The following is a 24,516-nucleotide window of genomic DNA, read 5'->3' on the forward strand; positions in this document are numbered from 1 at the left end:
TACGGCCAGTAACCGGTTCGTCATGGGTCACAACCTGGCACAGGAGGAAGATCAGCCGCTGGCCAAAGTACTGAAACACTCGCCGTCTAGACTCTCCCCGCAACGGCCCAGGCCTCGCCAAAACCGAAGGGTACGCGGCGTTTTGATACGGATAGATGCAGTCACCAAGCGGTACCCGGACGGCACGGTGGCCGTCGACGGGCTGTCGTTGGAGATACCCGACCGTGCGATCACCGTCCTGGTCGGCCCCTCCGGCTGCGGCAAGACGACGACCCTGCGGATGATCAACCGGATGGTGGAGCCCAGCGAGGGCAGCATCTTCCTCGACGGCCAGGACGTCCGGCAGCAGCCGGTCAACACCCTGCGCCGGTCGATGGGTTACGTCATCCAGAACGCCGGTCTCTTCCAGCACCGCACCATCCTCGACAACATCGCCACCGTGCCCCGGCTGCTCGGCTGGGGCAGGCAGAAGGCGCGGGCGCGGGCGGCGGAGCTGATGGAGCGGGTCGGACTCGACAGCGCGCTCGCCAAGCGGTACCCGTACCAGCTCTCCGGCGGCCAGCAGCAGCGCGTCGGCGTGGCCCGGGCGCTCGCCGCCGACCCGCCGGTGCTGCTGATGGACGAGCCCTTCTCCGCCGTCGACCCGATCGTACGCAAGGGCCTCCAGGACGAACTCCTCCGTATTCAGGAAGAGTTGGGCAAGACCATCGTCTTCGTCACGCACGACATCGACGAGGCCATCAAGCTGGGCACGATGGTCGCGGTGCTGCGCACCGGCGGCAGGCTGGCCCAGTTCGCCCCGCCGGCCGAGCTGCTCAGCGCGCCCGCCGACCCCTTCGTGGAGGACTTCCTCGGCGCCGACCGGGGCATCCGGCGGCTCTCCTTCTTCCCGTCCGCCGAACTGGAGTTGCAGACCGCTCCCGTCGTCGCGATCGACGCGGGCGCGGAGAAGCTCGCCTCGTGTGGCACGGCTCCCTGTCTCCTGGTGACGGACACCGACGGCAGGCCGCTCGGCTGGGGCGCGCCGGACGACCTCACCGCCGGGGAGATCGACCGGGAGCGACTGCTGCCGTACGGGCGGCCGTTCGTGCCGGGCACGGACTCGCTGCGCACCGCGCTCGACGGGGCCGTGCTCTCGCCGACCGGCTGGGCCGTGGCCGTGGACGACGAGGGGCGCGCCGTCGGCGTCGTCTCCCAGCAGGTGATCGGCGAGGCCATCCGCGCCGCCCACACCGCGGGTCGACAGGACGCGAAGGCCGCGCGATGAGCGGCTTCTTCGACATCCCGAGCGACCTCCAGAACAGCTACTTCGGCCTGATCGGCCTGCACCTGCGGGAAGCCCTGCTGCCGGTGCTGGCCGGGCTGCTCGTCTCGCTGCCCCTGGCCCAGCTGTGCGTACGGTTCCGCTGGCTCTACCCGCCCGTGTTCGGTGTGACCACCGTGCTGTACGCCATCCCGTCCCTGGCCTTCTTCGTCGTCCTCATCGACTACACCGGCCAGACCGAGACCACGGTGATGATCCCGCTCGCCGTCTACAGCCTGGTGGTGCTCGTCCCCGCGATCGTGGACGGCGTCCGCTCGGTGCCGCCGGAGACCCTCGCCGCCGCCACGGCCATGGGCCTGGGACCCGTACGGCGTTATCTCCAGGTCCAGTTGCCCATCGCCGTACCGGCGATCATCGCGGGCCTGCGGGTGGCGACCGTGTCGAGCATCTCCCTGGTCAGCGTCGGCATGCTGATCGGCAACCAGGGCGCCCTCGGCAATCTGCTGCACGACGCCCAGATCTACAACCGGCCCCTCCTCGCGGTGAACTCCGTGGTGACCACGGCCGTACTGGCCGTCGTGTTCGACGCGTTGCTGGTCGCCGTGCGTGTCCTGCTGACCCCCTGGATGCCGAAGGAGCGCGCGGCCCGGTGAACGTCCTGAACTTCGTCAACGCCTTCTTCAGCGACAGCACGCACTGGCACGGCTACGACGGCATCCCGTACCGCGTCGTCGAGCACCTGCGGTACTCCCTGGAGGCGCTCGCCCTCGCCACCGTGATCGGGCTGCCGGTCGGCCTGGTCACCGGGCACTACGGGCGCGGCGGCAACGTGCTCGCGCTGATCGCCACCGCGGCCCGGGCGCTGCCCACCTTCGGCCTGCTGGTGCTGCTGGTCACCTGGCTGAGCTTCAGCACGGGGCTCGTGATGATCCCGCTGGTCGTGCTCGCCGTCCCGCCGATCCTGGTCACGACCTACGAGGCGGTCCGGTCCGTCGACCCCTCCCCGGTGGACGCCGCGCGGGGCATGGGCATGCCGGAGTCACGGGTCCTGTTCCAGGTGGAACTCCCGGTCGCGCTCCCGCTGATCCTCAGCGGAGTGCGGTCGGCCGCCATCCAGATCGTCTCGACGGCCACCATCGCCGCGTACATCGGCCTCGGCGGCCTCGGCCGCTACATCATCGACGGCCTCTACCAGAAGAACTACGAGAAGGTCGTCGGCGGCGCCACCCTGGTCGCCGGGATGGCGCTCGCGACCCTCGTGGTGTTCTGGGCGGTGTCCCGGGTCGCGGTCTCGCCCGGGGTGCGCCGGAGCAACTGAGGCGTCACTGCTCGGTGCGGGCCAGCGCCAGTTCGAGTACGACGAGCAGCGCGTCCCGCACCGAGCCGCGCTCCCGGGCGTCGAACACCACGACCGGGACGCCGTCGGAGACGTCGAGCGCCCAGCGGACCTCGTCCAGGGAGTGCTCCACCTTCCCGTCGAAGGCGTTGACCGCCACCGCGAACGGGATGTCCATGTGCTCGAAGTAGTCGACGGCCGCGTAGCAGTCGTCCAGTCGGCGGGTGTCGACGATGACGAGACCGCCGACCGCGCCCTCCACGATGTCGTCCCACATGAACCCGAACCGCTCCTGCCCGGGCGTGCCGAACAGATACAGCTTCAGCGTCGGGTCGATGGTGATGCAGCCGAAGTCCAGCGCCACCGTCGTCGTGGTCTTGCGCGGGGTGTGCGTGAGGTCGTCCACGCCCGCCGCGACCTCGGTGATCGACGCCTCGGTGGTCAGCGGCTCGATCTCCGAGATCGAGCCGACGGTGGTGGTCTTGCCCACGCCGAAGCCACCCGCGATCACCATCTTCACCGGCAGCGGCGGCCGCACGGCGGCGGGCCCGGCCGTGCCCCGGGTGAGCGGTTCAGTCGGTGTCACTCGGTACCCCTCGGGAGTCGGAGACGGCCCGGAGGCCGTCGATAACCCTGCGCAGGACGGAGGCGTCGTGGGTGGCCGCGGCGTCGGGTACGTGGACCGTCAGCTGTCCCGCCTCGCGCAGGTCTTCGGCCAGGACACGGACCACGTTGAGGTGCAGCCGCAGCCGGGCCGCGAGTTCCGCGATCGACTGCGGCAGCCGGCAGGCGGCGACGATGTCGTACCGCTCGAAGGAGAGCCGGCCGAGCGCGTCGAGACCCGCCGCGGTGGCCACCACCTGGGTCTCCACGGGCATGGACCGGCCGGGAGCGGCATCCGCCACCCGGCCGGCGGTGACCAGGAACGGCCGTACGGCGGGGGCGGGGCCGACCGGGTCCGGGTCCGGGCCCGGGGGCCGGGTGCCGTCCGCCATGGCTGTCCACTCCTCCTGTCCGGGCGCGCGCCTCAGCGCGTGGCGCCCACGGTGTTCTTCAGCTCCAGCACCAGCTGCGGGCTGAGCGCCGCACCGGCGCGGTTGGCGAACACCGTCATCTCGTAGGCGATGTTGCCGAGCTTGGCGTCCTTGTCGGTGACCACGCCGAGGACGGCGCCGCTGCCGATCGCGGAGACGATGACATGGCCGCCCTCCAGGTCGATGATGACCTTGTTCAGGCCGCCCAGGCCGTAGTTGCCGGAGGCGCCGGCGGCCAGGCTGGTGATGCCCGAGACGATCGCGGCGAGCCGCTCGGAGTGGGCGCGCTCGCGCAGCTCCGACACGGCGATCAGCAGGCCGTCGGAGGAGACCGCGATCGCGTCGACGACGCCCGCGGTCTCGGTCGCGAAACGGTTCAGCAGCCAGGTGAAGTCGGCTGCGGCTGCCTGCAGGTCGGTCGGCGCGGTGCCGCCCGTCGGGGTGTCACCTGTCGACGTGCTCACTGCTCGGCTCCTTCCGGAAGGTGGTTCGGGTCGTGCGGCGGGGTCGGCGTGGGGGGAGCGGAGGAGGTCTCCTCGGGGTGCGGTCGCGCGTGACTTCCGGTGTCGCAGTCCCGATGGGCGCGTTCCACCGCCGCCTCGAACTCCTCCAGCGCGCTGCGCTCCGCCTCGGCGTCGCGGGTGCGCGCCGTCTGCGGTGCGGCCTCGGAGGCGCCTGTGGTCGTCCGGAGCGTGGCCCCGCGCACCCGGCGGCGCAGGGGGCGGGCGGTGCCGGAGGGGACGAGCTGCGGCTGCTCCGTGGGGGCGGCGGTCTCACGGCTCGGGACACGGCGGGGCAGGGGGACTGCGGGGCCGGTGCTCTCCCCGGCGGAGTCGGGCCTGCTTCCGGCGGGTTCGGTCTTCTCCGCGGCGGAGTCGGTCTTGTGCCCGGCGGTTTCGGTCTTCTGCTCGGCGGAGTCAGTCTTCTGCTCGGCGGAGCTGGACGGCACCGGTCCGGACGGGACGTCCGCTGCCGTCGGCGCCACGGCTACTGGCTCCGCCACCGGGCTCATCGTCAGCAGCAGCGAGGACGGGAGCGTCACCTCCGCCGTCACACCGCCGCCGGGCGTACGCGTCAGCTCCACCCCGATCTCCCAGCGCCGGGCCAGCGCGCCCACCACGAACAGGCCGAGCACCTTCGTCGGCACCAGGTCCAGGCGTTCGCGGCGGATCAGGCGGGCGTTCTCCTCGGCGAGCCGCTCGGCGCTCATGCCGAGGCCGTGGTCGGTGACGACGACGTGGGCGCCCTCGGCACCGGACCGGACGGTCACCTCCACCGGGCTGCCCTCGGGGGAGAACGACACCGCGTTCTCCACGAGTTCGGCCATCATCAGGGTCAGGTCGCCGATGATGTCGGGTTCGACCATGGTGTCCGAGGCGGCGTACAGCCGGACCCGCTGATAGCCCTCGATCTGCCCGAGCGCGGCCCGCACCACGTTGGAGAGCGCCAGGGGCCCGCCGTCCAGCGCCGTCTCGCGGATGCCCGCCAGCAGCATCAGGCTGTCGGCGTTGCGGCGCAGGCGCACCGCGATGTGGTCGATGGAGTAGAGGCGCTCCAACAGCGCGGGGTCGGTCTCGCCGCGCTCCACGGCGTCGATCAGCGCGAGTTGGCGGGTGGTCAGGTTGCTGACCCGGCGGCCGACGTTGCCGAACATCTCGGCGGTGTTGCGGCGGCTGAGCACCTGGCGTTCCAGCAGGGCCGCGGCGGTGGTCTGCACCCGGTTGAAGGCCTCGGCCAGGTCGCCGATCTCGTCGCGCGCGGTGACCGGCATGTCCCGCAGCCGGGGCGGCCCGTCGTCCTCGGCGTCGTCGTCGGCCACTCGGTCCAGCTCGCGCCCGGCCACCTCGGCGACCTCCTGCGCGGCCCCGGTGAGCGCCTGCACGGGCCGCACCACCGAGCGGCGCACCAGCACCGCGAAGGCGATCCACAGCGCGAACGCCACCAGCGTGCCGTACAGCAGCAGCCGCGCGTGCCACTTGGCGGAGGAGGCCTCGCGGTCGGCGCGGTCGGCGATCTGGCCGATCAGCGAGGTGGTGATCTTCAGCCGGGCGGCAGCCTGTTCGGGGTAGTTGGGGGAGTCGGCCAGCGCGTCCTGGACCGCCCGGCGCATCTCGGCCCGCGACCCGGCCTCCAGTTGGGTGGGGTCGATCTGCAAGTCGGCGTACGCCTGCGCGATGCGCTGCTGCGCGGGAGTGTGGTCGATGCCGGCCAGCTGCCGTGCCTGGCGCTCGGTGGCGAACCGGCCGAAGCGGTCGGCCTGGTGCGTGTAGAGGTCGTACGAGCCGACCGCGTTGGTGAACTCGATCAGCGCGTTGGTGTCCCCGGTCGTCGCGGAGAACACGCTCGTCTCGAAGGCGCCGTGTGCGGCGTCGGCGCGCAGCAGGGAGTCCAGCAGGTTGCCGGTGAAGGCCGACGAGAGAGTGGTGTTGTGGTCGAGTCCGAGGCTGTCGAGCAGGTGGCGTGTCGCGTCGACGTAGGGAGGGTCGATGTTGTCGGCCGGCAGATAGCCCCGCTCGACGCTCTGGCGCAGGCTGGAGAGGTCGTCGACGTCCCTGAGGGCCTGTTCCTCGGCGTACGGCAGCCGGTCGCCGTAGGTGGCGCGCACCTTCTCGGTCTGGGCCTTCACCCCTTCCTGCGCGGCGCGGTAGGCGGCGAGCGAGGGCTTGGACCAGCCGGTCTCGTAGCGCGCGGACAGCAGGATCGCCTGCTGATGCTCGGCCTCGACGCGGTCCACGAGCCGGGCCACCTGCGCACTGTCCCGCACCGTCCGGGCCGCCGACTCGGCGGTGTCCGACTGCTCGACCAGGTCGTTGACGAGGTACGACAGCAGGGCGGCGATCACCGCGAGCGGGATGGCGACGAGCAGGTTGAGCTTGCGCCGGAAGGGCCAGCGGTCGGCGAAGCCTCGTACACCGCCGTGTACCGGGGCATGCCGGGCGGGCGCGTCCACCTGGTTCGTGGACACCGGGCCTCCTTCATGAGGGTGCCTTACGGCGGAAGCGGGCCCCGTGCACCGCTGTGACCGAATTCGACTCCCGTGAGACTACAGGCCCCTTGAAGGGGCAATCACCTCGCCTTTTATCAAGAATGAGTTACAAGGTGAGCGCTCTCTGCATGCAACTGACCGCGCATCGAAGCCAATCGGTGACCCAGAGACACTTGACTGACCGAGAACTGGCTGGATTGGATCAGTTGTGTGACTTCCACCAAGCGCATCAGCAGGCCCATCCGGAGGAACCGAGGCGCGGCGGCGGTCGCCCTCGCGGCGGCGACGGCCCTGCTGGCGGGCTGTAACTCCTCCGACGACAAGGGCGACAACCCCCTTTCGGACAGCAAGGCCGGCGGCGACGGCGTGGTCGTCGGATCCAACAACTTCGCCGAGAGCATCCTGCTCGCGGACATCTACGGCGAGGCCCTCAAGGCCAAGGGAATCAAGGTCTCCTACCGGCCGAACATCGGCAGCCGCGAGACCACCTACGGTCTGCTCAAGAACGGGGCCGTATCGGTCCTGCCCGAGTACAACGGTGCGCTGCTGGCCTATCTCGACCCGAAGGCCAAGCCCAAGACCGTCGAGGCGACCACGTCGGCCGTCGAGGCCAAACTGGACTCCAAGCTGACCGTGCTGGAGCCCTCGCCCGCGCAGTCCAAGGACTCGGTCACGCTCAACGCGGCCACCGCGAAGAAGTACAACCTGACCGGCAAGTCGTCCATTGCCGACCTGAAGGACATCGCGAAGGACCTGGTCATCGGCGCCTCGCCGGAGTTCCAGACCCGGCAGCAGGGCCTGGTCGGCCTGAAGGACGTCTACGGCCTGGAGTTCAAGTCCTTCAAGGCGCTGGACGCGGGCGGCCCGCTCACCAAGGCGGCGCTGAAGAAGGACGCCGTGCAGGCCGCGGACGTCTTCACCACGGACGCGGACATCTCCAAGGAGAAGTTCGTCGTCCTGCAGGACCCGAAGAACCTCTTCGGCTTCGAGAACGTCCAGCCGCTCGTCTACAAGAGCGCCCTGCCTCAGAAGGGCGTCGACGCGCTCAACGCCGTCTCCGCCAAGCTGGACACGGCGACCCTGCTGGACCTGGACACCCAGGTGGCGTCGCAGAGCAAGGACCCGCTGGACGTCGCCAAGGCCTGGCTGAAGTCCGCCGGTCTCGACTGACGCACCGCGGCGCGGACGCGACCGTGGACCCGACGACGCGGGTGCCCCCGGAGGCCGGGGACACCCGCGTCGTGCTGGACGGAACGGCCCTGTCCCTGCCGGACCTGATCCGCCTCGCCGACGCCACGGCCGAACCCGCCCTGGATCCATCGGCCCAGGACCGGCTCCACCGCGCCCGCGAGCAGGCCGACCGCCTCGCCGCGGGCGGCCGTTGGTACGACCGCGGCACCGGCGTCGGCGCCCACAGCTCGGTCCCCGTCGACCCCGCCGACGAGACCGCCCACGGCCTACGCATCCTGCGCAGCCACGCAGGCGGCGGCGGGCCCCCTCCTGCCGCCCCGCCCGATCCGCGCGATGCTCGCCGTACGGGCCAACCAGCTCCTGTCCGGCGGCTCCGGCATCCACCCCTCCTTCGTCACAGCCCTCACCGAGGCCCTCCGCCTACACGTCCACCCGGCCGTCAACGCGTACGGCGGCATCGGCACGGGCGACTTGGCCAACGCGTGAGTTTTCCGCACGGACCACGGGTGTGACGGAAGAAATCCGCACCTCTCTGCGCCTGGTTGGAGCCCACCTTCCTCGCACTCCCACGCTGACCCGTGACCGCTACGTGCCGAGCGTGAGAGGACCCCCATGACCACGGAACGCGTGTTGCCCGCCGAGGCCTACCGCCATCGCTGGGCCGCCCTGTTCGCCCTGCTCCTGGGCGAGGCGATGAACCTGCTGGACGCGACCGTCGTCCAGGTCGCCGCGCCCGCCGTCCACGCCGACCTGGGCGGCCCGGTCTCCGACGTCCAGTGGTTCGGCACCGCCTACACCCTGCCGTTCGCGGTGCTGCTGATCACCGGCGGACGGCTCGGCGACCTGGCGGGCCGACGCCGGCTGTTCGTCCTCGGTGTCGTGGCCTTCACGGTGGCCTCGACGGCCTGCGCCCTGGCGCCCACGGCGGGCCTGCTGATCGGCTTCCGGGTGGTGCAGGGCGCGGCGGCGGCCCTGGTCGTCCCGCAGACCATCGGGCTGATCAAGGCGATGTTCTCGGGGGAGGAGACGGCCCGGGCGCTGGGCAGCATCGGTCCGGTCATGGGCCTCGCCGCCGTCTGCGGACCCGTCCTCGGCGGTGTGCTGACCCACGCCGACCTGTTCGGCTCCTCCTGGCGGTCCGCGTTCCTGGTGAACCTGCCCGTCTCCGCGGTGGTCCTCGCCCTCGCCCCGCTGCTCCCGGAGGACCGGGCGCCGAGCCGGCCCGCCCTCGACTGGCCGGGTACGGCCCTGGCGGCGCTCGGCACTGGACTCGTCGTGTATCCCGTCATCGGCGCCGACGTCACCCGACTGCCCGCACACCGCTGGGCGCTGCTGCTCGCCGGGGTGCTCGTCCTCGCCCTGTTCGCACGGCACCAGCGTCGCTCGGCCCGGCCCCTTCTGGAGCCGAGCCTGTTCACCCACCGTGGCTTCCCCGCCGCCCTGGTCACCTCGACCGCCTTCTTCGCGGTGACCACCGGAACGACGACGGTGGTCGTCCTCCAACTCCAACTCGGCGCACACACCGGCGTACTGGCGGCGGGCCTCAGCCTGATCCCGTGGTCGGCCGGCCTCGCGGTCGCGTCCTGGCTGGCGGGCGCCCGTCTCGTACGGCGGTACGGGCGCCGCGTGATGCCGTACGGGCTCGGCGTGCTCCTGACCGGTCTGCTCGCCGCCGTAGCCGCCTACCGCACGGCCACCCCCGGCCACTACCCCGGCGCGCTCCTGCCCGCCCTCGCCCTCATCGGCCTCGGCGCAGGCCTGTTCACCCCGGCCTTCTTCACCCTGGCCCTGCACCCGCTGCGCCCCCAGGAGATCGGCTCGGCGGCCGGGCTCCTCAACGCGGTCCAGCAACTCGGCGCCACCTTGGGTGTGGCAGTCCTCGGCAGCGTGTACCTGGCCGGTGCCGGATCCGGGAATCCGGCCGCGGCCCTGCGGGCAGCCCAGGCCGCGTGCTGGGTGGCGGTGGGGCTCGTGGGAGTGTGCGCGGCGGCGAGCGCCCGGGTGGGTGCGCAGGCGAGTGTCAGGACGGGCGGGGAGACGAGCGTCAGGACGGGCGCGAAGGAGGCGCGCTAGCCCTCGCGCGGGACCTGGACCGACCTCACCACGATGCGCGCCGCACCCGTGCCAGGTCCGTCAGCGACGGGCTCGCCGCCTTCAGGGTGCGTAGGACGGGGCTCGTCTCCAGGGTGCGGATCGCCGGGAGTGCGCCGAGTCGTCGGGTGAGGTACCGGTGCAGGTCGGCCGGGTCGCGGCAGAGGGCCTGGGCGACCAGGTTCGTGGGGCCGGTGGTCGCCGCCACGAAGGCCAGCTCGTCGTGGCCTGCCAGGGCGAGACCGACCTCCTCCAAGTTCGCCGGGCGCACCGACAGCCACAGCAGCGCCCGGGTGCGTACCCCGAACATCCCGGCGTCGATCTCCACGTCGAAGAACAGCGCGCCCACCGAGCGGAGTTCGGCCAGCCGCCGGGCCGCCGTGTCGGGCGACCAGCCGGTGGCCCGCGCCAGCTCCCCCTGGCCGAGCCGCCCGTCCTTCTCCAGCGCGGCCAGCAACTCGGCGTCGCCCGAGCGGGGTTGGCGGACGGCCTGAATGCTGCCCCGGTACTCCAGCGCCGCCCGCTGCTCCTCGTCGAGGCCCTGGGCGCTGCGGCGCCAGTTCGAGGATCCGCCCAGGTAGGTGTGCAGCAGGAGGTGCGCGGACACGGCGGTGATGCCGCCGGTGCGTGGAATGTCCCGCAGGAGAAGGGAGTCAGGGGAAGCCTCCTCGGCCGGGGCGTGGATCACTGCGGTGATCTCCGTCCCGCCCGAGGTCAGCTTCACCCAGGACGTGTCGGGCCGCCGTACCAGCGCCGCGGCGATGTCCTGCGCGGACCGCGCCGAAGCCGTGAGCCGTACCAGCCACTGCGTACGCCCGGCCCGGTGCGGGTCGGGCAGGCCCACCACCCGCAGCCCGGCTTCGGTGCGCAGGCGGCGGTAGCGGCGGGCGACCGTCTGCGCCGAGACACCGAGCACCCCGGCGATCCTGCTGAACGGCGCCCGGCCGTCAAGGTGCAGGGCGTGGATGAGGGCACGGTCGAGGTCGTCGAGCATGCCCTCCATCCTCGCGGGTGGCGACGGATCAGAGGTCGAACTCGTGCGGCGGCAGGTCGAGCGTGTAGCACGCCTCACGTACGACCGCCTGCTCGGTCTTGTCGAAGTCCCCGTCCGCACCGCCGATGACGATGCCGATCTGCACCACGGCCCGCGCCTCGGCGGGCTTCTTCTTCGCCTTGGCGATCTCCTGGAGCACGCTCACCTTGCCGAAGTCGAAGTCGGTGGTCAGCTTGTTCAGGTTCTCCTCGAAGCGGCGCCTCAGGTCGTCGGCCGGGAAGTTCTGCAACACCTCGTTCGTCGCGATGAGCTGCGCCACCCGCTGTCGCTCCGACGGGTCGATCGTGCCGTCGGCAGCGGCCACGAGCGCGCACATCGCCATGCTCGCGTCGCGGAAGGCGCCGCTCTTCAGGTCGTTCTTCTTCGCCACCAACTGGGTCTGCATCTGCGACGCCGACTCCTTGACGCGGTCCCACAGGGCCATACGAACTCCTCGTATCCACGGTCGAATGCCTCGACGAAACGTCCACGCCAACTTCTACAGCACCGTAGAAACGTCTGGGGCGGCCGATAAGTTCCGGCAACCTGGACCGAATTCCCGGTCAGCCGAGTTCGCGCGGGCCGTAGATCGCGCTGTCGGCTCCGGTGGCCAGGGCCCAGTAGCGGTCGCCGAAGGACCAGTGCCACCACTCGGTGGGGTAGTTCACCAGGCCCGCGGCGGTCAGGGCGTCCCCGAGGATCCGCCGGTTGGCACGTGCCTCTGGGCCGACGTTCTCGGCGTCCGTGTAGCAGGCACCCGCACTCTCCTCCGGGCTGGCGTTCAGCCGGGTCCCCATGTCGAGTTCCTGCCCGTCGGCGGTGACCAGGGTGAGGTCGACCGCGGCGCCGGCGCTGTGCGGCGCGATCTCCGGCGGCGACACGTACCGGCTCGCGGCATCCCGGACCTGCGTCGGCGACCAGTCCGGGTGGTCGCCGCGCAGTGTGCCGGCATAGCTCTCGAAGTAGTGGCGCTGCAGCGCGGGCGGCCGGTACCCCTCGACGAACAGCACCCGTATGCCGTCCGGCAGCAGCTCCTGAGCCTTGAGGAGCCGGGTCAGCACCCCTTCTCGCAGATGCGCGAACGCCCCCGAGTCATCGGTTGTGCGGGCATCGACGGCGAGGTCCCGCAGCCGGACGTCCACGAGCGGTTCACCGCAGTCGAGCACCGGGACGGCCGCGATCTTCGGATCTGACATCAGCACGATCTCGTTCATGCATGGAGCATTGCCGACGGTCCGATTCGGCGGTGGGTGGTCGAGCGTCGAAATCAAGCCGGTTCGCCGGCTTCTTCCCCGAGCCCCTGCCCCGCGGCCCGGGCCGCCCTGCGGCGTCGGCGGCGGCTCACCCGGGGCTCCTGGTCGGGGAGCCAGCCGAAGGCGAGGCAGCTGCCGGTGACGCCGAGGAGGAGGCCGATGAAGAAGCCGCCCAGGTTGGAGGTGAGCCAGGTGCCCAGGGCGAGCAGGACGCCGGTGAGGGAGTAGAAGAGCCGCTGGGAGGGGTTGAAGAGGATCAGCAGACCCAGGATCAGCATCAGCGTCGGCAGCAGATAGCCGGCCAGGCCCTGCATGCCGATGTGCATCACGACCTTCAGCGAGGCCTTCTCAGTGAGCAGGATCTCGCCGCCGCCGAGGGCCAGCAGCAGCCCGCCCCAGAACGGCCGGCGGGCCCGCCATCTGCGGAAGGCGGGCCTCAGTCCCTGACGTGGACGCTCCGGCATCGGATCAGCAGGCCTTGTCGCTGAAGCTCAGCTTGAGTCCGGGCAGCCTGAACACACCGGCGGTGGTCGCGTAGTTGGTCTGCCGCAGGTTGCCGATGTGCACGGTGTCGGCCTGCTGGCTGAAGACGCCGATCGGGCCCTTCGCGTTCGCCTTGTTCAGCGTGCTCGCGTCGTTGCCGATCTCGATGTTGTCGAAGGCCGCGTCGCCCGACAGCTCGGTCGAGTCGGTGGTGAGGTCGCTCGCGGTCACCTTGTGTTCGCCGCCGCCCGCGGTGATCTTCAGGTTGGTGCCGCCCAGGTCGACGCTCTGGCACAGCTTGGTGAGCGTGGCGTTCTTGATCGCGGAGGTGACGACGAGCACCTGCCCGCCGGTGTCCCCGGCGTTCGGGCTGCCGTCCGCCATGTTGTCGAGCCCGCCGAACTGCTCGAAGCCGGTGCCGTTGAGTTCCGTCGCCGTGACGGTGAACGGCATACCGGAGATCGCGAACTGCACACCCAGCGCGCCCTCCGCGGTGAGGATCGCGAGGCCCGCGGCGACCATGGTGGCGGGCACCGCCATGACAGCGGCCCTGCGCAGTCGTACCCGACCTCGTCTTTCGCCGCCGGCGGCGGTCCCGGACGTGGCTGAGGCTTCGGACGGGGAACCGCTTCCCGGGTTCTCGGGGGTGTTGTCGGCGGACGAGAGGTCCGGGGACGAGGCCATGTCTGCTCCCAGGGGCATAGATCAATGCAGGTTGGGCTTCAGTGGCGCGTTGTCCTGGCGCGGACAGCGGCTGCCGCACACGCCTCCTCGCACTCCCGGCGGATGCAAGGGCTTTCTCGTTACGCGGCAGTAGCCTTCGAGGAAGTTACCGCCGGTTACTTTCGAGGGTCAAGGGAGTTGTGAAAAAAGGGTGTTGGATGTGCGCGGGTGCCGACCAGCCGCGTTCCGAAGCGGTATCCGACAGCCCCCGGTGAACAGCAACTCCCTTGTTGCGCCTTGACGTTGATGGTTGAGCAGGTCTACAACTCTCCCTGGTTTCCCCGGATCCGTGGCGCCGGATCCGCCGAGCGGCATCGGCCGCGTTCCCGGCCTTCATTTGGGTAACCGCTCTGCCTTCCTTCCTTCGACAACCGCTCCGCACCAGCGCGGTATCGGCACGGTCGCTTCCCTCCTCGGTCCGTGCCCGGCCGCCCCTTGTCCGGCCCGGCCGGAGGCCTTCCCCCGAGGTCTTCGGCCGGTGCCCGGCCGGCCGCCGTCGCCGGTCCGTCACGTACGGAGAAGGCGTCACGGCCCGGCGTCGGCGGCACCCTCACCCCGCACCAGCCCCCAGCTCCACGGCGCGCCACGCGCCCCCACCCAGCGTCATCGCCCCCACCCGCGTCACCGCCCCCACAGCGCCACCCCCCACGCCAGCCACACCCCCACGTCACCCACACCCCCCACCTGACCTCACGTGTTGCCCCCCACCCCAGAAAAGAGGCACCCGCATGCGTACGCGATCCCTCCTTGCCCTCGCCGGCACCGTCACCGCGCTCACCGTTGCCATGGCCGTCCCCGCCTCCGCGGACGGAAGTGCCGTCCTCACCACGGGCAGCGCCGGCGGCACCGCCGCCGCGGTCGGCGACACCCTGACCGCACCGCTGGCCAGTGGCACGACCGCGACGCTCTACTCCAGCGCGACCGGCACCAGCGGGGTCACCTGCACGTCGTCGCAGTTCACCGCCACGGTCACGGGCAACCCGACCGCACCCGGCACGGCCACCGAGTCGGTCACCGGGCACTCCTTCGACAGCACCAGCTGCACCAGCAACGTCACCGGTGTGCTCGGCGTCAGCAGCATCACGGTCGACAACCTGCCCTACACCGCGACGGTCGCCTCCGACGGCACCCTCACCGTCTCGCCGGGCAGTGGCTCCACCATCCAGACCACGGTGAAGCTGCGCACCCTGCTGGGCACCATCACCTGCGTCTACCAGGCGCCGAGCCTGACGGGCAAGGCCGACAACAGCGACAGCAGCATCGCCTTCACCAACCAGCAGTTCACGAAGAGCTCCGGTTCGTCGCTGTGCTTCGCGAACGGCTACTTCACCGCCAAGTACGCCCCGGTCGCGGACGCGGGCGCCCGGGTCTACGTCAACTGACTCTCGCAGGAGAGACGTTCAGCGTCGTCGTAGACGCAGAACCAGGGCGGCGCCCCCGGTGAGCACCAGCACCGCGGCGGCGCCGCCCGCCAGCAACGGCGCCGAGGGGCCCGCGTCCGCGCGGGTGGTGTCGGCCACCGGCGTGCTGTCGCCGGTGGCGCCGGCCGAAATTCCCTTCCTCTCGGCAGGAGTTGGCGTCCCGGACGACGGCTGCGCAGTCTCCGTCCGTGCGGGGTGAGTGCTCGCCGGCGCATGCGAGGCGGCGGCAGTCTCCGCGGCCTCCGCCGAGCCCGTGCCCGTGCCCGAGCCCGACTTCGACCCCGCCCCCTTGCTCGCCCCTGGAAACACCACGTCGGAACACGAGTAGTACGTGTCCGGCGTGCTGCTGTTCTGCCAGATCGTGTAGAGAACCTGACGACCCGTCCGGTCCGACGGCAGAGTCGCCCGGAAGTGGTACGCCCCGTTCGTCAGCGGCGGGTCCGTGACCTCGGCGAAGGGACGTGTGGGCAGGTCCGCCCATTTCAGCGGCTTCGACGGGTCGTAGCCGGGCTTCGTGAGGTACAGCCTGAACGTGCCCGTGTGCGCGATCGTCGAGGCGTACGTCATCGTCAGTTTGCCGCCGGGCGTCAGCCGGGTCGCCGGCCAGTCCCGCCGGGCCAGATCGAGGCCCCGGTAGGCGGGCAGGTTTCCGCTGCACAGTTTTCCGTCCGGAATCACCTGCCGGTCCCGGCCGTTCACCTCCGCCACGCGCAGGTTGTCCCACGCGGTGAACGGGGCGCCGTTCTCGCTGATCGCCGCGCGACAGGCCGCCGACCGGTTCGCGCTGCCGCCCTCGGGCGAGCAGGCGTACACCCGGCTGACCGGGTCCGTGGGGGCACCGTGCGCCTGGGCAGGCCCCGCCGCCCACGGCAGGAGCAGGAGTGGGGTCGCCGCAGCGGCCGCCGTGACGCTCAGGCGGGCGGTCATCCGAGTCATCCGGGGCACTTCTCCTCGGCAGGCGCGGGAACGGGGTCTGCTGAGTCCAGTACGGGGCCCATGTCCGTAGCGTTCAGCCACTCCGGCGTTCCTGGTGCCCCTCGGCGCACCGCACCCGACCGGTCAGACGGTTTTTGCGGGTCACCGCGAGGCTCGACCGGAACATGGGCCCCGAGCCTCCTGCCGAGGCGGTCAAGGGCACGGTGAGCACAGTGCCTTGGCTTCCTTGGCTTCCGGAAACATGCAGAAGTGATGGAAGGAGTGCGTTATGAGGCCGTCCGTTTGCGGAGTGTCATGCCCTGGCCTGGTGTCGTGCGGGTGGACGGAACGTGTGACACATGGAAGTGCGACCGGCTGACTCCCTTTGGCGCTGGGTGAGTTATCGTATGCGTGAGTCAAAACAAACCGCGTGTCCCGTTCGGTAGAGCTGCAAGGAGGGGTCAGTTGATGGCGAGGCAATTACGCGCTGAGCAGACCCGGGCGACGATCATCACTGCTGCCGCCGATCTGTTCGACCGACAGGGCTACGAATCCACCAGTTTGAGCGACATCGTGGGCCACGCGCAGGTCACCAAGGGGGCGTTGTACTTCCACTTCGCCGCGAAGGAGGATCTGGCCCACGCCATCCTGGAACTGCAGGCCAGGGCCGCGCAGCAGGTGGTGGCCGATGTCGAGGGCCGGGGCTACACCTCGCTGGAGGCCCTGATGCGTGCCACGTTCGCCATCGCACGGCTGGCCGTGGAGGATCCGGTGCCGCGCGCCGGACTTCGCCTCGCCACCGCGGACGTCACCGTACGGCCGCCGCTGAGGCACCCCTTCACGGAGTGGCTGGAGTTCGCCACCCGTAAGTTCAGCGGTGCCGTGAAGGAGGCGGATGTGCACGCCGAGACCGATGTCGGTGTCGTCGCTCATTCCCTCGTGTGCTTCTTCATCGGCACCCGGGTCGCCGGCCGCTCACTGGAACCGGTCGGACGGCTGCCCCGCAGGGTGGCGGAGATGTGGCACCTGATGGTCCGGGGCCTGGTGCCGGTGCACCGCCGCCCCCGCTATCTGACCCTCGCCACGCAGCTGGAACGGGAGACAAGAACCGGCTGACCCGCGCGATACGGTGACGCCCATGCCCGACACCCCCACGGCACCCGTCATCGTCGGCGACGAACCCGGCTCGTTCCCGCACAGTGTGCTGGCCCAGCGGCACCCCGCGATCATCCGGCAGGTGCGGGACGCGTTCCCGTACGCCCCCGGGCAGCACCGCGCGCTGGACGAGCTGCTGAAGAGCTGCACCGAAGGTGTGATCGAACCGCTGCCCGAGGGTGCCGGTGACCGGGACAGGTGGCGGGCCTGGGGGCTGGACGACTACGTCGGCCGGTCCTGGTTCGACGTGCCGTGGCTGTGGTCCGAGAGCCACTTCTACCGTCGGCTGCTCGACGCCGTCGGCTGGTTCGGCCCGGGTGCCTGGCAGGGCATCGACCCTTTCCGTCCCTTCAAGCGTGCCGAACTCGACGCGCCGGAGACCGACGAGGAACTCGCCGCGCTCGACGCGCTCCAGGACCGTACGGAGCCGGAGCGGGCGCGCGCCCTGCTGCACGGCTCGCTGTGGGGCAACCGCGCCGACCTCGGCTTCCGGCTGTCCGCCGCGGGCGCCGAGGCCGCGCAGCCGGTCCCCGCTCTGGTCGCCGACGACAGCGAGACCCTGTGGTCGCTGCTGCCGCCCTCCGGCACGGGCACGCTGGTGCTGGTCGCGGACAACGCGGGCCGCGAACTCGTCCCCGACCTGCTCCTGATCGCCCATCTCCTCGCCGAGGGCCGGATCGGCCGGGCGGTCCTGCACGTCAAGCCGTACCCCTACTACGTCTCCGACGCCACGACCGCCGACGTGGTCGACGCCCTGCAGCGCCTCGCCGTGGCGCCGGGCGCGGCCGCCGGGTACGGGCGCACGCTCTGGTCGGCCATGGCCGACGGCCGCCTCACGGTGCGCGCCCACCCCTTCTCCTGCGCCCCGCTGCCGTACGCCGACCAACCGGACGACCTGCGCGCCGAGTTCGCCTCGGCCACGCTGACCCTCTTCAAGGGCGACCTCAACTACCGGCGTCTGGTGGGCGACCGGCTGTGGCCGCCCACCACGTCCTTCCAGGAGGTGACCGCCTACTTCCCCGGCCCGGTCGCCACCCTGCGCACCCTGAAGTCCGACGTGATCACCGGCCTGACCCCGGACACCGAGGCCGCGTTGGCCGCGACGGAGGGGCAGGCCTGGCGCACCGGCGGCACCCACGCGCTGATCCAGGTGAACGCCTCGAACGTCTCAAGCGACCTGCACGGGAAGTGACTTGAGGCCGTTGATGAAGTTGGACACCAGACGTCCTGCCGGTCCCGCGGGGCGCAGGCCGGGCAGGGTCCGCAGCACCTCCTCGTAGAGCAGCCGCAGCTGCAGGCGGGCGAAGTGGGCACCCAGGCACACATGCGGGCCGTCCCCGAAGGACACGTGCGGGTTGGGTGTGCGGGCGAGGTCCAGCCGGTCCGGCTCGGTGAAGACCCGCTCGTCGCGGTTGGCCGAGGCATGGAACACCACGACCTTGTCGCCTGCCCGGATCCGCCGGCCGGCCAGCTCGGTGTCCTGCGCGGCGGTCCGGCGGAAGGTCAGGACCGGCGGGTGCCAGCGCAGCAACTCGTCCACTGCGGTTGACATTTCGGCCTTGCCGGCGCGCAGCAGCTCGTACGCCTCCGGATGCTCCGCCAGGGCCAGCAGCCCGCCGGGTGCCGCGCTGCGCACGGTGTCGTTGCCCGCGACGGTGAGCAGGAAGAAGAACATCTCCAGTTCGGCGTCGGCGAGTTCGGCGATGGGGGCACCGCCCGGTTCGAGCGAAGCCGAGAACCGGGGGAGAGCGAGTGTGGTCATGATGTCGTCGGCGGGATACCGCCGCTTGTATGCGGCCAACTGTCCGGCGTACGCGAACATGTCCCGCAACATCGCCGGCGAACGCGGGTTGACCGGCTTGCCCCTCTCGTCCAGCACCGCAGGGCCGGCCTCGTCCGGATCCTGGTAACCGATGACCCGCTGCGTCCAGTGCAGCAGCAGCCGCCGGTCGCTCTCCGGAACCCCCAGCAGATCCGCCAGGTTGAGCAGGGCGTACTCGTCGGTGACGGCGGCGACCAGGTCGACCGTGCCGTTACCCGACCGGGCTTCGTCCACCGCCCGGTCGAGCAGGGTCCGGGCCCGCTCGCGCGCGACCGCCGTGAACCGGTCGACGCGCCCCGGAGTGAACGCCCGGCTCACCAGCCGCCGCAGCCTGCCGTGCTGCGGCGGATCCTGGTTGAGCATCATGCGCCGTATGAACGGCAGGTCGTCCGGGTCGGGGTCACGGATCTGGGTCGCGCCGAGGTACGAGGAGTACGTCGCCGAGTCCTTGAGCACACGGACCACGTCGGCGTGCCGGGTCACTGCCCAGAACCCGGGCCCGGCCGGCCAGCCCAGCAGCTCGGTCTCGTCCTGCCAGGCGACCGGGTGATGGTCGCGCAGGAGACGGTAGTCGGCGTACGGCACCCCGGCGGCGTACCGGCGCGGGTCGAAGGCGTCGGGGACGTCGGGGACGTCGGGGACGTCGGGGACGTCGGGCACCGGCGGGACCCCCTCCCGTACGCTCACGCCGGCTCGCCCTCGTCCGCTCGCAGAAAGTCCTCCACCGTGCGGATCAGCTCCAGCGGAGTCTCGTCCATGGCGTAGTGCCCGGCACCGGGCAGCCCCACGAGTTCGGCGCGCGGATACCAGGACATCCACGTCTCCCGCATCAGCGCGGGCGACAGCGCCGGATCGAGTTCGCCGGCCACCGCCAGCGCGGGCACCTCGCTGCCCTCGACGTCGGCGCGGAAGTCCTCGCCCGCCCAGGAGTCGAGCCAGGCCCGGAACGCCTTCGCGTCGCTGCGCTCCAGCGAACGGTCCACCATCCGGTCGAGCCAGGCATCGGGACGGCGGCTCCCGGTGGTGAAGTCGATGATCGTGCGCCGGTTCTCAGGCCGGTGCGCCGCGTCCGTGAACAGCATGCCCTGCTCGCCGGGCAGCGGCAGCCCCGAGGCGGGCACGGGGGAGACCCCGACGATCCGGCGCAGCCGGTGCGGGGCGACCGACAGCAGCCGCTGTGCCACCGCGCCGCCCATGGAGTGCCCGATCACCGAGAACCGCTCCCAGCCCAGCCGGTCGGCCAGCTCCACCAGGTCCACGGCCGCCTCGGTCGTCGTATAGGAGCCCACGGCGTCCCGGGCGGCTCCGTAGCCGCGCAGATCGACCAGCGCGTAGGTGAAGGCGGTCCGGTCGAGATCCGGCAGGACGGTCTCGTAGGCGGAGCGGTCGGCGAACCAGCCGTGCACGGCGAACACCTTGTGGATGCCGTCGCCGTGCACCTCATGGGGCAGCACGAAGGAGGTCATGCGCCTACCGTGACCCGCGCGCGGGGGCTCGGCAAGAGCGCGGACGGGACTCGCGTGAGCCAAGGCCAACGCAACCGAAAACCACGGAAGTTCCCTGCTTCACAGGCGGTTCACGCGATGGTGTGATCATCGCCGGGGGGCGGATGGCGCTTCCGGGCCACGGGTAGGGCCCGGGCATGACGCAGCCGTTCGAACTCCCGCACTTCTACATGCCGTATCCCGCGCGGCTCAACCCGCATGTCGACGAGGCACGTGCCCACTCGACGGCGTGGGCGCGCGAGATGGGCATGCTGGAGGGCTCCGGGATCTGGGACCAGGCCGACCTGGAGGCGCACGACTACGGGCTCCTGTGCGCCTACACCCACCCCGACTGCGACGGCCCGGCCCTCTCGCTGATCACCGACTGGTACGTCTGGGTGTTCTTCTTCGACGACCACTTCCTCGACATGTACAAGCGCACCCCGGACCGCGCAGCCGGAAAGGCCCACCTGGACCGCCTGCCCCTGTTCATGCCGCTGGACCCGGCGACACCCTTGCCGGAGCCGGGGAACCCGGTCGAGGCGGGCCTCGCCGACCTGTGGAGGCGGACGGTGCCGTCGATGTCCGTCGACTGGCGCCGGCGTTTCTCCCTGGCCACCGAGCACCTGCTGAACGAGTCCATGTGGGAGCTGTCCAACATCAACGAGGGGCGGATCGCCAACCCGGTCGAGTACATCGAGATGCGCCGCAAGGTGGGCGGCGCCCCCTGGTCGGCCGGGCTCGTGGAGTACGCGACCGCGGAGGTGCCCGCCGCCGTCGCCGGGACCCGTCCGCTCAGAGTGCTCATGGAGACGTTCTCCGACGCGGTCCACCTGCGCAACGACCTCTTCTCCTACCAGCGGGAGGTCGAGGACGAGGGCGAGAACAGCAACGGCGTGCTCGTGCTGGAGACCTTCTTCGGCTGCACCACCCAGGAGGCCGCCGAGACCGTCAACGACATCCTCACCTCGCGCCTGCACCAGTTCGAGCACACCGCGCTCACCGAAGTGCCCGCCGCTGCCCTGGAGAAGGGGCTCAGGCCCGACGAGGTCGCCGCGGTCGCCGCCTACACCAAGGGACTTCAGGACTGGCAGTCCGGCGGCCACGAGTGGCACCTGCGCTCCAGCCGCTACATGAACCAGGGCGCCACTACCGTCGCGCCCTGGCAGAGGCTGACCGGTCCGGGCACTTCGGCCGCCGACGTCGGCGCGCTGCTCGCCACGGCCGCCGCCGAACGCCTGCGGGCGTACGCGCATGTGCCCTTCCAGAAGGTCGGCCCGTCGCTGCTGCCCGACTTCCACATGCCCCACCAGGTCGGGTTGAGCCCGCACCTGGAGGCGTGCCGCCCCCGCCTGACCGCGTGGATGCACCGCATGGGCATGCTGAAGGAGGGCGTCTGGGACGAGGACAAGCTCGCCGCCTGCGACTTCGCGCTGTGCGCGGCCGGAATCGACCCGGACGCCACGCCGGAGGTCCTGGACCTCAGCGCGTACTGGCTCGCCTGGGGCACCTACGCCGACGACTACTACCCGCTGGTCTTCGGGAGCCGCCGTGACCTGGCCGCCGCCCGGCTCGCCACCGCCCGCCTGTCGGCGTGCATGCCCTGCGACAGCGCGGAGACGACCGTCGTCCCGGTCAACGGCATCGAGCGCGGCCTGATCGACCTGTGGGCCCGCACCACCGCGGGCATGAATCCCGACCAGCGGCGCGGCCTGCGCGACTGCGTCGACGAGATGACCGAGAGCTGGGTGTGGGAGCTGTCCAACCAGCTGCAGAACCGTATCCCCGACCCGGTCGACTACCTGGAGATGCGCCGCGCCACCTTCGGCTCCGACCTCACCCTCAGCCTGTGCCGCGCGGGCCAGGGACCCGCGATCCCGCCTGAGGTCTACCGCAGCGGCCCCGTCCAGGCGCTGGAGAACGCCGCCGTGGACTACGGGTGCCTGATCAACGACGTCTTCTCGTACCAGAAGGAGATCGAGTACGAGGGCGAGCTGCACAACGCGATCCTCGTCGTCCAGAACTTCTTCGGCTGCGACTACCCGGCCGCCGTCGGCATCGTCCACGACCTGACGACCCAGCGCATGCAGCAGTTCGAGCACATCGTCAGCCACGAACTGCCGGTCCTGTACGACGACTTCGCTCTGTCGGCCGAGGCGCGTGAGGCCATGGGCCACTACGTGGCGGACCTGCAGAACTGGATGGCGGGCGTCCTGCACTGGCACCGGGAGGTCGACCGGTACAAGGCCGGCTATCTCGCCCGCCGGACCCACGGCTTCGTACCGGACCTGGGGTCGGCGCTGCCCATCGGCTGACATCGCGCCGGCCGTTTCGGAAAATTCTCGTACGGAACGGGATATTCCGGGAACCTCGGCGGGGCGTCGGGAGTCTTCTGAGACAAGGGAACAGACAACGGAACACGGGGGTGTTCGACCTTGACCGACATCATCGAGAGGATCACCGAGGACGCAGCGGGCAAGCAGGCACCGGAACCGGGCGAACTGACGCCGTACGCCACCCGGTTACCCGTCCCGCCCGTCCTGCGCCCGGCGGCCGCGTCCGCCGACGTGACGCACGAGACGGAGATCGCTCTGCGCCCCACCTGGGTCCGCCTGCACCCACAGCTGCCGCCGACCCTGATGTGGGGGTACGACGGCCAGGTGCCCGGCCCGACCATCGAGGTGCGGCGCGGACAGCGCATCCGTATCGCCTGGACCAACCGCATCCCGAAGGAGAGCGAGTACCCGGTCACCTCGGTGGAGGTGCCGCTGCGCACCGACGGCCGCCCGCCCGCCACCACCGAGCCCGGCCGCGAGGGCGTCGAACCGAACAAGGACGTCGCCGCCCTGCCCGCCTGGACGGTGACCCACCTGCACGGCGCCCAGACCGGCGGCGGCAACGACGGCTGGGCCGACAACGCGGTCGGACACGGCGACGCCCAGCTGTCCGAGTACCCGAACGACCACCAGGCGGTGCAGTGGTGGTACCACGACCACGCGATGAACATCACGCGGTGGAACGTGATGACGGGCCTGTACGGCACCTACCTCGTCCGTGACGACGAGGAGGACGCGCTCCACCTCCCCTCCGGGGAGCGGGAGATACCGCTGCTGCTCGCCGACCGTAACCTCGACACGGACGAGGACGGCCGCCTCAACGGCCGGCTGCTGCACAAGACGGTGATCGTCCAGCAGAAGAACCCGGAGACGGGCAAGCCGGTCTCCATCCCGTTCAGCGGCCCGTACACCACGGTCAACGGCCGCATCTGGCCGTACGCCGACGTCGACGACGCCTGGTACCGCTTCCGGCTGGTCAACGCGTCCAACGCGCGCATCTTCAACCTCGTCCTGGTGGACGAGGACGACAACCCGGTGCCGGGCGTCGTCCACCAGATCGGCAGCGACGGCGGGCTGCTGCCCCGGCCCGTCCCGGTCGACTTCGACGAGGCGCTGCCCACGCTGACCGCGGCCCCGGCCGAGCGGTTCGACCTGCTCGTCGACTTCCGGGGGCTGGCGGGCAGGAGGCTCCGGCTGGTCAACAAGGGCCGCAACCAGCCCGCGGGCGTGCCCGATCCGGCGGGCGACGTACGCTATCCGGCGGTGCTGGAGTTCCGCGTCGGCGAGACCGGGGCGTGCGACACCTTCGAACTGCCCGAGGTGCTCTCCGGCTCCTTCCGCCGCCTCACGCACGACATCGAGCACGGCCACCGCTTGATCGTGCTCACGCCGCCCGCCACCAAGGGCGCCGGCGGCCACCCGGAGATCTGGGAGATGACCGAGGTGGCGGACCCGAGCGGCCTCAAGCTCCCCGCCGACGGCGTCATCCAGCTCACGGGGGCGGACGGCACCACGAAGACGTACCGGCGCACGGCACGGACGTTCAACGACGGTCTCGGCTTCACCATCCCCGAGGGCGGCTACGAACAGTGGAGCTTCCTCAACCTCGCGCCGATCGTCCACCCGATGCACATCCACCTGGCCGACTTCCAGCTGCTCGGCCGGGACGCGTACGACGTCTCGGGCTTCGACCCGGCGGTGGGCGGCACCCGTACCCCCATCGCCTACGACGCGGGCACCCGGATACCGCTGGCGCCCAACGAGCTGGGCCACAAGGACGTCTTCCGCGTCCCGGGCGGGCAGATCCTGCGCGTCATGGGCAAGTTCGACGGGGCGTACGGCCGGTTCATGTACCACTGCCACCTGCTGGAGCACGAGGACATGGGCATGATGCGGCCCTTCGTCGTCATGCCGGCCGAGGCCATGAAGTTCGACCACGGGGCGCACGGCGGTCATGACGGGGGCCACGGCGGGGGTCACACCGGCTGA

Annotated in this window: 23 protein-coding genes and 1 pseudogene; 12 read left to right on the plus strand and 12 right to left on the minus strand. The window is 71.0% G+C overall.

Annotation, left to right across the window (positions count from 1 at the left end; translation table 11 throughout):
* The first annotated feature begins 142 nt into the window (after positions 1-142).
* The 3 genes from ACFYZZ_RS01620 to ACFYZZ_RS01630 are packed head-to-tail and all read left to right on the plus strand — an operon-like array spanning position 143 to position 2,582.
* The gene (locus ACFYZZ_RS01620) at positions 143-1,267 is read left to right on the plus strand and encodes an ABC transporter ATP-binding protein (protein ID WP_389170077.1); all 1,125 of its coding nucleotides are present in this window, start codon (positions 143-145) and stop codon (positions 1,265-1,267) included.
* Positions 1,264-1,917 carry an ABC transporter permease gene (locus ACFYZZ_RS01625; protein WP_389170080.1) on the plus strand — a complete coding sequence of 218 codons (654 nt, stop codon included), beginning with the start codon at positions 1,264-1,266 and terminating at the stop codon, positions 1,915-1,917. Before ACFYZZ_RS01620 ends, ACFYZZ_RS01625 begins: the two co-directional genes overlap by 4 nt.
* Positions 1,914-2,582: an ABC transporter permease gene (locus ACFYZZ_RS01630; protein WP_389170083.1), complete on the plus strand. Its 669-nt coding sequence runs from the start codon at positions 1,914-1,916 to the stop codon at positions 2,580-2,582. The genes ACFYZZ_RS01625 and ACFYZZ_RS01630 overlap by 4 nt, the downstream gene beginning before the upstream one ends.
* Positions 2,583-2,586: 4 nt before the next feature.
* On the opposite strand, the gene ACFYZZ_RS01635 is transcribed toward ACFYZZ_RS01630, so the two are convergent.
* The 4 genes from ACFYZZ_RS01635 to ACFYZZ_RS01650 are packed head-to-tail and all read right to left on the minus strand — an operon-like array spanning position 2,587 to position 6,599.
* The gene (locus tag ACFYZZ_RS01635; protein ID WP_389170085.1) at positions 2,587-3,186 is read right to left on the minus strand and encodes an ATP/GTP-binding protein; all 600 of its coding nucleotides are present in this window, start codon (positions 3,184-3,186) and stop codon (positions 2,587-2,589) included.
* On the minus strand, positions 3,173-3,595 hold the full coding sequence (locus tag ACFYZZ_RS01640; RefSeq protein ID WP_389170088.1) for a DUF742 domain-containing protein: 423 nt from the start codon (positions 3,593-3,595) through the stop codon (positions 3,173-3,175). Before ACFYZZ_RS01640 ends, ACFYZZ_RS01635 begins: the two co-directional genes overlap by 14 nt.
* 32 nt (positions 3,596-3,627) lie before the next feature.
* Positions 3,628-4,098, minus strand: coding sequence for a roadblock/LC7 domain-containing protein (locus ACFYZZ_RS01645; protein ID WP_145885352.1), 471 nt, complete (start codon positions 4,096-4,098; stop codon positions 3,628-3,630).
* Entirely contained in the window at positions 4,095-6,599 is a 2,505-nt protein-coding gene (locus ACFYZZ_RS01650; protein WP_389170091.1) for an ATP-binding protein, read from the minus strand. Before ACFYZZ_RS01650 ends, ACFYZZ_RS01645 begins: the two co-directional genes overlap by 4 nt.
* A 231-nt stretch (positions 6,600-6,830) precedes the next feature.
* Between ACFYZZ_RS01650 and ACFYZZ_RS01655 the strand changes: the two genes are divergently transcribed.
* The 4 genes and pseudogenes from ACFYZZ_RS01655 (at position 6,831) to ACFYZZ_RS01670 (ending at position 9,884) form a co-directional block, all read left to right on the plus strand.
* Positions 6,831-7,790: an ABC transporter substrate-binding protein gene (locus tag ACFYZZ_RS01655; RefSeq protein ID WP_389170094.1), complete on the plus strand. Its 960-nt coding sequence runs from the start codon at positions 6,831-6,833 to the stop codon at positions 7,788-7,790.
* A 71-nt stretch (positions 7,791-7,861) separates the two neighbouring features.
* Positions 7,862-8,032: pseudogene (locus ACFYZZ_RS01660) on the plus strand (histidine ammonia-lyase); the annotation flags it as partial.
* A gap of 112 nt (positions 8,033-8,144) precedes the next feature.
* On the plus strand, positions 8,145-8,297 hold the full coding sequence (locus ACFYZZ_RS01665; protein ID WP_389170096.1) for an aromatic amino acid lyase: 153 nt from the start codon (positions 8,145-8,147) through the stop codon (positions 8,295-8,297).
* A 126-nt stretch (positions 8,298-8,423) separates the two neighbouring features.
* Positions 8,424-9,884: an MFS transporter gene (locus ACFYZZ_RS01670; RefSeq protein WP_389170099.1), complete on the plus strand. Its 1,461-nt coding sequence runs from the start codon at positions 8,424-8,426 to the stop codon at positions 9,882-9,884.
* Between the two features lie 25 nt (positions 9,885-9,909).
* Here ACFYZZ_RS01670 and ACFYZZ_RS01675 read toward each other — a convergent pair whose 3' ends face one another.
* The 5 genes from ACFYZZ_RS01675 to ACFYZZ_RS01695 form a co-directional block, all read right to left on the minus strand.
* Positions 9,910-10,896: an Lrp/AsnC family transcriptional regulator gene (locus tag ACFYZZ_RS01675; protein ID WP_389170101.1), complete on the minus strand. Its 987-nt coding sequence runs from the start codon at positions 10,894-10,896 to the stop codon at positions 9,910-9,912.
* Between the two features lie 28 nt (positions 10,897-10,924).
* Positions 10,925-11,380, minus strand: a complete 456-nt coding sequence (locus ACFYZZ_RS01680) for a tellurite resistance TerB family protein (protein ID WP_097251767.1) — start codon at positions 11,378-11,380, stop codon at positions 10,925-10,927.
* A 118-nt stretch (positions 11,381-11,498) separates the two neighbouring features.
* Complete coding sequence (locus ACFYZZ_RS01685; RefSeq protein WP_389170104.1) at positions 11,499-12,149, minus strand: M15 family metallopeptidase; 651 nt, start codon at positions 12,147-12,149, stop codon at positions 11,499-11,501.
* Between the two features lie 53 nt (positions 12,150-12,202).
* Positions 12,203-12,652, minus strand: coding sequence for a DUF6114 domain-containing protein (locus ACFYZZ_RS01690; protein ID WP_389170107.1), 450 nt, complete (start codon positions 12,650-12,652; stop codon positions 12,203-12,205).
* Between the two features lie 4 nt (positions 12,653-12,656).
* Positions 12,657-13,355 carry a DUF6230 family protein gene (locus tag ACFYZZ_RS01695; protein ID WP_389170110.1) on the minus strand — a complete coding sequence of 233 codons (699 nt, stop codon included), beginning with the start codon at positions 13,353-13,355 and terminating at the stop codon, positions 12,657-12,659.
* Between the two features lie 767 nt (positions 13,356-14,122).
* Here ACFYZZ_RS01695 and ACFYZZ_RS01700 point away from each other — a divergent pair.
* Positions 14,123-14,776 (plus strand): Tat pathway signal sequence domain protein, encoded by a 654-nt coding sequence (locus ACFYZZ_RS01700; protein ID WP_389170112.1) that lies wholly within the window; start codon positions 14,123-14,125, stop codon positions 14,774-14,776.
* 18 nt (positions 14,777-14,794) lie between these two features.
* Here the strand turns inward: ACFYZZ_RS01700 and ACFYZZ_RS01705 are convergent, their stop codons facing one another.
* Positions 14,795-15,751: a lytic polysaccharide monooxygenase gene (locus tag ACFYZZ_RS01705; protein WP_389170115.1), complete on the minus strand. Its 957-nt coding sequence runs from the start codon at positions 15,749-15,751 to the stop codon at positions 14,795-14,797.
* Between the two features lie 447 nt (positions 15,752-16,198).
* Between ACFYZZ_RS01705 and ACFYZZ_RS01710 the strand changes: the two genes are divergently transcribed.
* Both ACFYZZ_RS01710 and ACFYZZ_RS01715 read left to right on the plus strand, forming a co-directional pair.
* Positions 16,199-16,846, plus strand: coding sequence for a ScbR family autoregulator-binding transcription factor (locus ACFYZZ_RS01710; RefSeq protein ID WP_386575609.1), 648 nt, complete (start codon positions 16,199-16,201; stop codon positions 16,844-16,846).
* Between the two features lie 22 nt (positions 16,847-16,868).
* Complete coding sequence (locus ACFYZZ_RS01715) at positions 16,869-18,077, plus strand: damage-control phosphatase ARMT1 family protein (RefSeq protein WP_389170118.1); 1,209 nt, start codon at positions 16,869-16,871, stop codon at positions 18,075-18,077.
* Here the strand turns inward: ACFYZZ_RS01715 and ACFYZZ_RS01720 are convergent.
* Positions 18,054-19,394 carry a cytochrome P450 gene (locus ACFYZZ_RS01720; RefSeq protein WP_389170120.1) on the minus strand — a complete coding sequence of 447 codons (1,341 nt, stop codon included), beginning with the start codon at positions 19,392-19,394 and terminating at the stop codon, positions 18,054-18,056. The two genes, ACFYZZ_RS01715 and ACFYZZ_RS01720, sit on opposite strands and share 24 nt — an antisense overlap.
* Complete coding sequence (locus tag ACFYZZ_RS01725; RefSeq protein ID WP_389170123.1) at positions 19,391-20,173, minus strand: alpha/beta fold hydrolase; 783 nt, start codon at positions 20,171-20,173, stop codon at positions 19,391-19,393. The genes ACFYZZ_RS01720 and ACFYZZ_RS01725 overlap by 4 nt, the downstream gene beginning before the upstream one ends.
* Before the next feature lie 176 nt (positions 20,174-20,349).
* Between ACFYZZ_RS01725 and cyc2 the strand changes: the two genes are divergently transcribed.
* Positions 20,350-22,506, plus strand: coding sequence for a germacradienol/geosmin synthase Cyc2 (cyc2, locus tag ACFYZZ_RS01730; protein ID WP_389170126.1), 2,157 nt, complete (start codon positions 20,350-20,352; stop codon positions 22,504-22,506).
* A 120-nt stretch (positions 22,507-22,626) separates the two neighbouring features.
* Positions 22,627-24,516: an O-aminophenol oxidase PhsA gene (gene phsA / locus ACFYZZ_RS01735; protein WP_389170128.1), complete on the plus strand. Its 1,890-nt coding sequence runs from the start codon at positions 22,627-22,629 to the stop codon at positions 24,514-24,516.

This window comes from Streptomyces sp. NPDC001816 (assembly GCF_042892235.1).
GTDB lineage: Bacteria > Actinomycetota > Actinomycetes > Streptomycetales > Streptomycetaceae > Streptomyces.

Excerpts from the sequence above, each read along its gene's own strand:
- ACFYZZ_RS01625 (WP_389170080.1), top strand. The coding sequence starts at position 1,264 with ATGAGCGGCTTCTTCGACATCCCGAGCGACCTCCAGAACAGCTACTTC.
- ACFYZZ_RS01640 (WP_389170088.1), bottom strand. The coding sequence starts at position 3,595 with ATGGCGGACGGCACCCGGCCCCCGGGCCCGGACCCGGACCCGGTCGGC.
- ACFYZZ_RS01665 (WP_389170096.1), top strand. The coding sequence starts at position 8,145 with ATGCTCGCCGTACGGGCCAACCAGCTCCTGTCCGGCGGCTCCGGCATC.
- ACFYZZ_RS01670 (WP_389170099.1), top strand. The coding sequence starts at position 8,424 with ATGACCACGGAACGCGTGTTGCCCGCCGAGGCCTACCGCCATCGCTGG.
- ACFYZZ_RS01675 (WP_389170101.1), bottom strand. The coding sequence starts at position 10,896 with ATGCTCGACGACCTCGACCGTGCCCTCATCCACGCCCTGCACCTTGAC.
- ACFYZZ_RS01680 (WP_097251767.1), bottom strand. The coding sequence starts at position 11,380 with ATGGCCCTGTGGGACCGCGTCAAGGAGTCGGCGTCGCAGATGCAGACC.
- ACFYZZ_RS01685 (WP_389170104.1), bottom strand. The coding sequence starts at position 12,149 with ATGAACGAGATCGTGCTGATGTCAGATCCGAAGATCGCGGCCGTCCCG.
- ACFYZZ_RS01690 (WP_389170107.1), bottom strand. The coding sequence starts at position 12,652 with ATGCCGGAGCGTCCACGTCAGGGACTGAGGCCCGCCTTCCGCAGATGG.
- ACFYZZ_RS01695 (WP_389170110.1), bottom strand. The coding sequence starts at position 13,355 with ATGGCCTCGTCCCCGGACCTCTCGTCCGCCGACAACACCCCCGAGAAC.
- ACFYZZ_RS01700 (WP_389170112.1), top strand. The coding sequence starts at position 14,123 with ATGCGTACGCGATCCCTCCTTGCCCTCGCCGGCACCGTCACCGCGCTC.
- ACFYZZ_RS01705 (WP_389170115.1), bottom strand. The coding sequence starts at position 15,751 with ATGACTCGGATGACCGCCCGCCTGAGCGTCACGGCGGCCGCTGCGGCG.
- ACFYZZ_RS01710 (WP_386575609.1), top strand. The coding sequence starts at position 16,199 with ATGGCGAGGCAATTACGCGCTGAGCAGACCCGGGCGACGATCATCACT.
- ACFYZZ_RS01715 (WP_389170118.1), top strand. The coding sequence starts at position 16,869 with ATGCCCGACACCCCCACGGCACCCGTCATCGTCGGCGACGAACCCGGC.
- ACFYZZ_RS01725 (WP_389170123.1), bottom strand. The coding sequence starts at position 20,173 with ATGACCTCCTTCGTGCTGCCCCATGAGGTGCACGGCGACGGCATCCAC.
- cyc2 (WP_389170126.1), top strand. The coding sequence starts at position 20,350 with ATGACGCAGCCGTTCGAACTCCCGCACTTCTACATGCCGTATCCCGCG.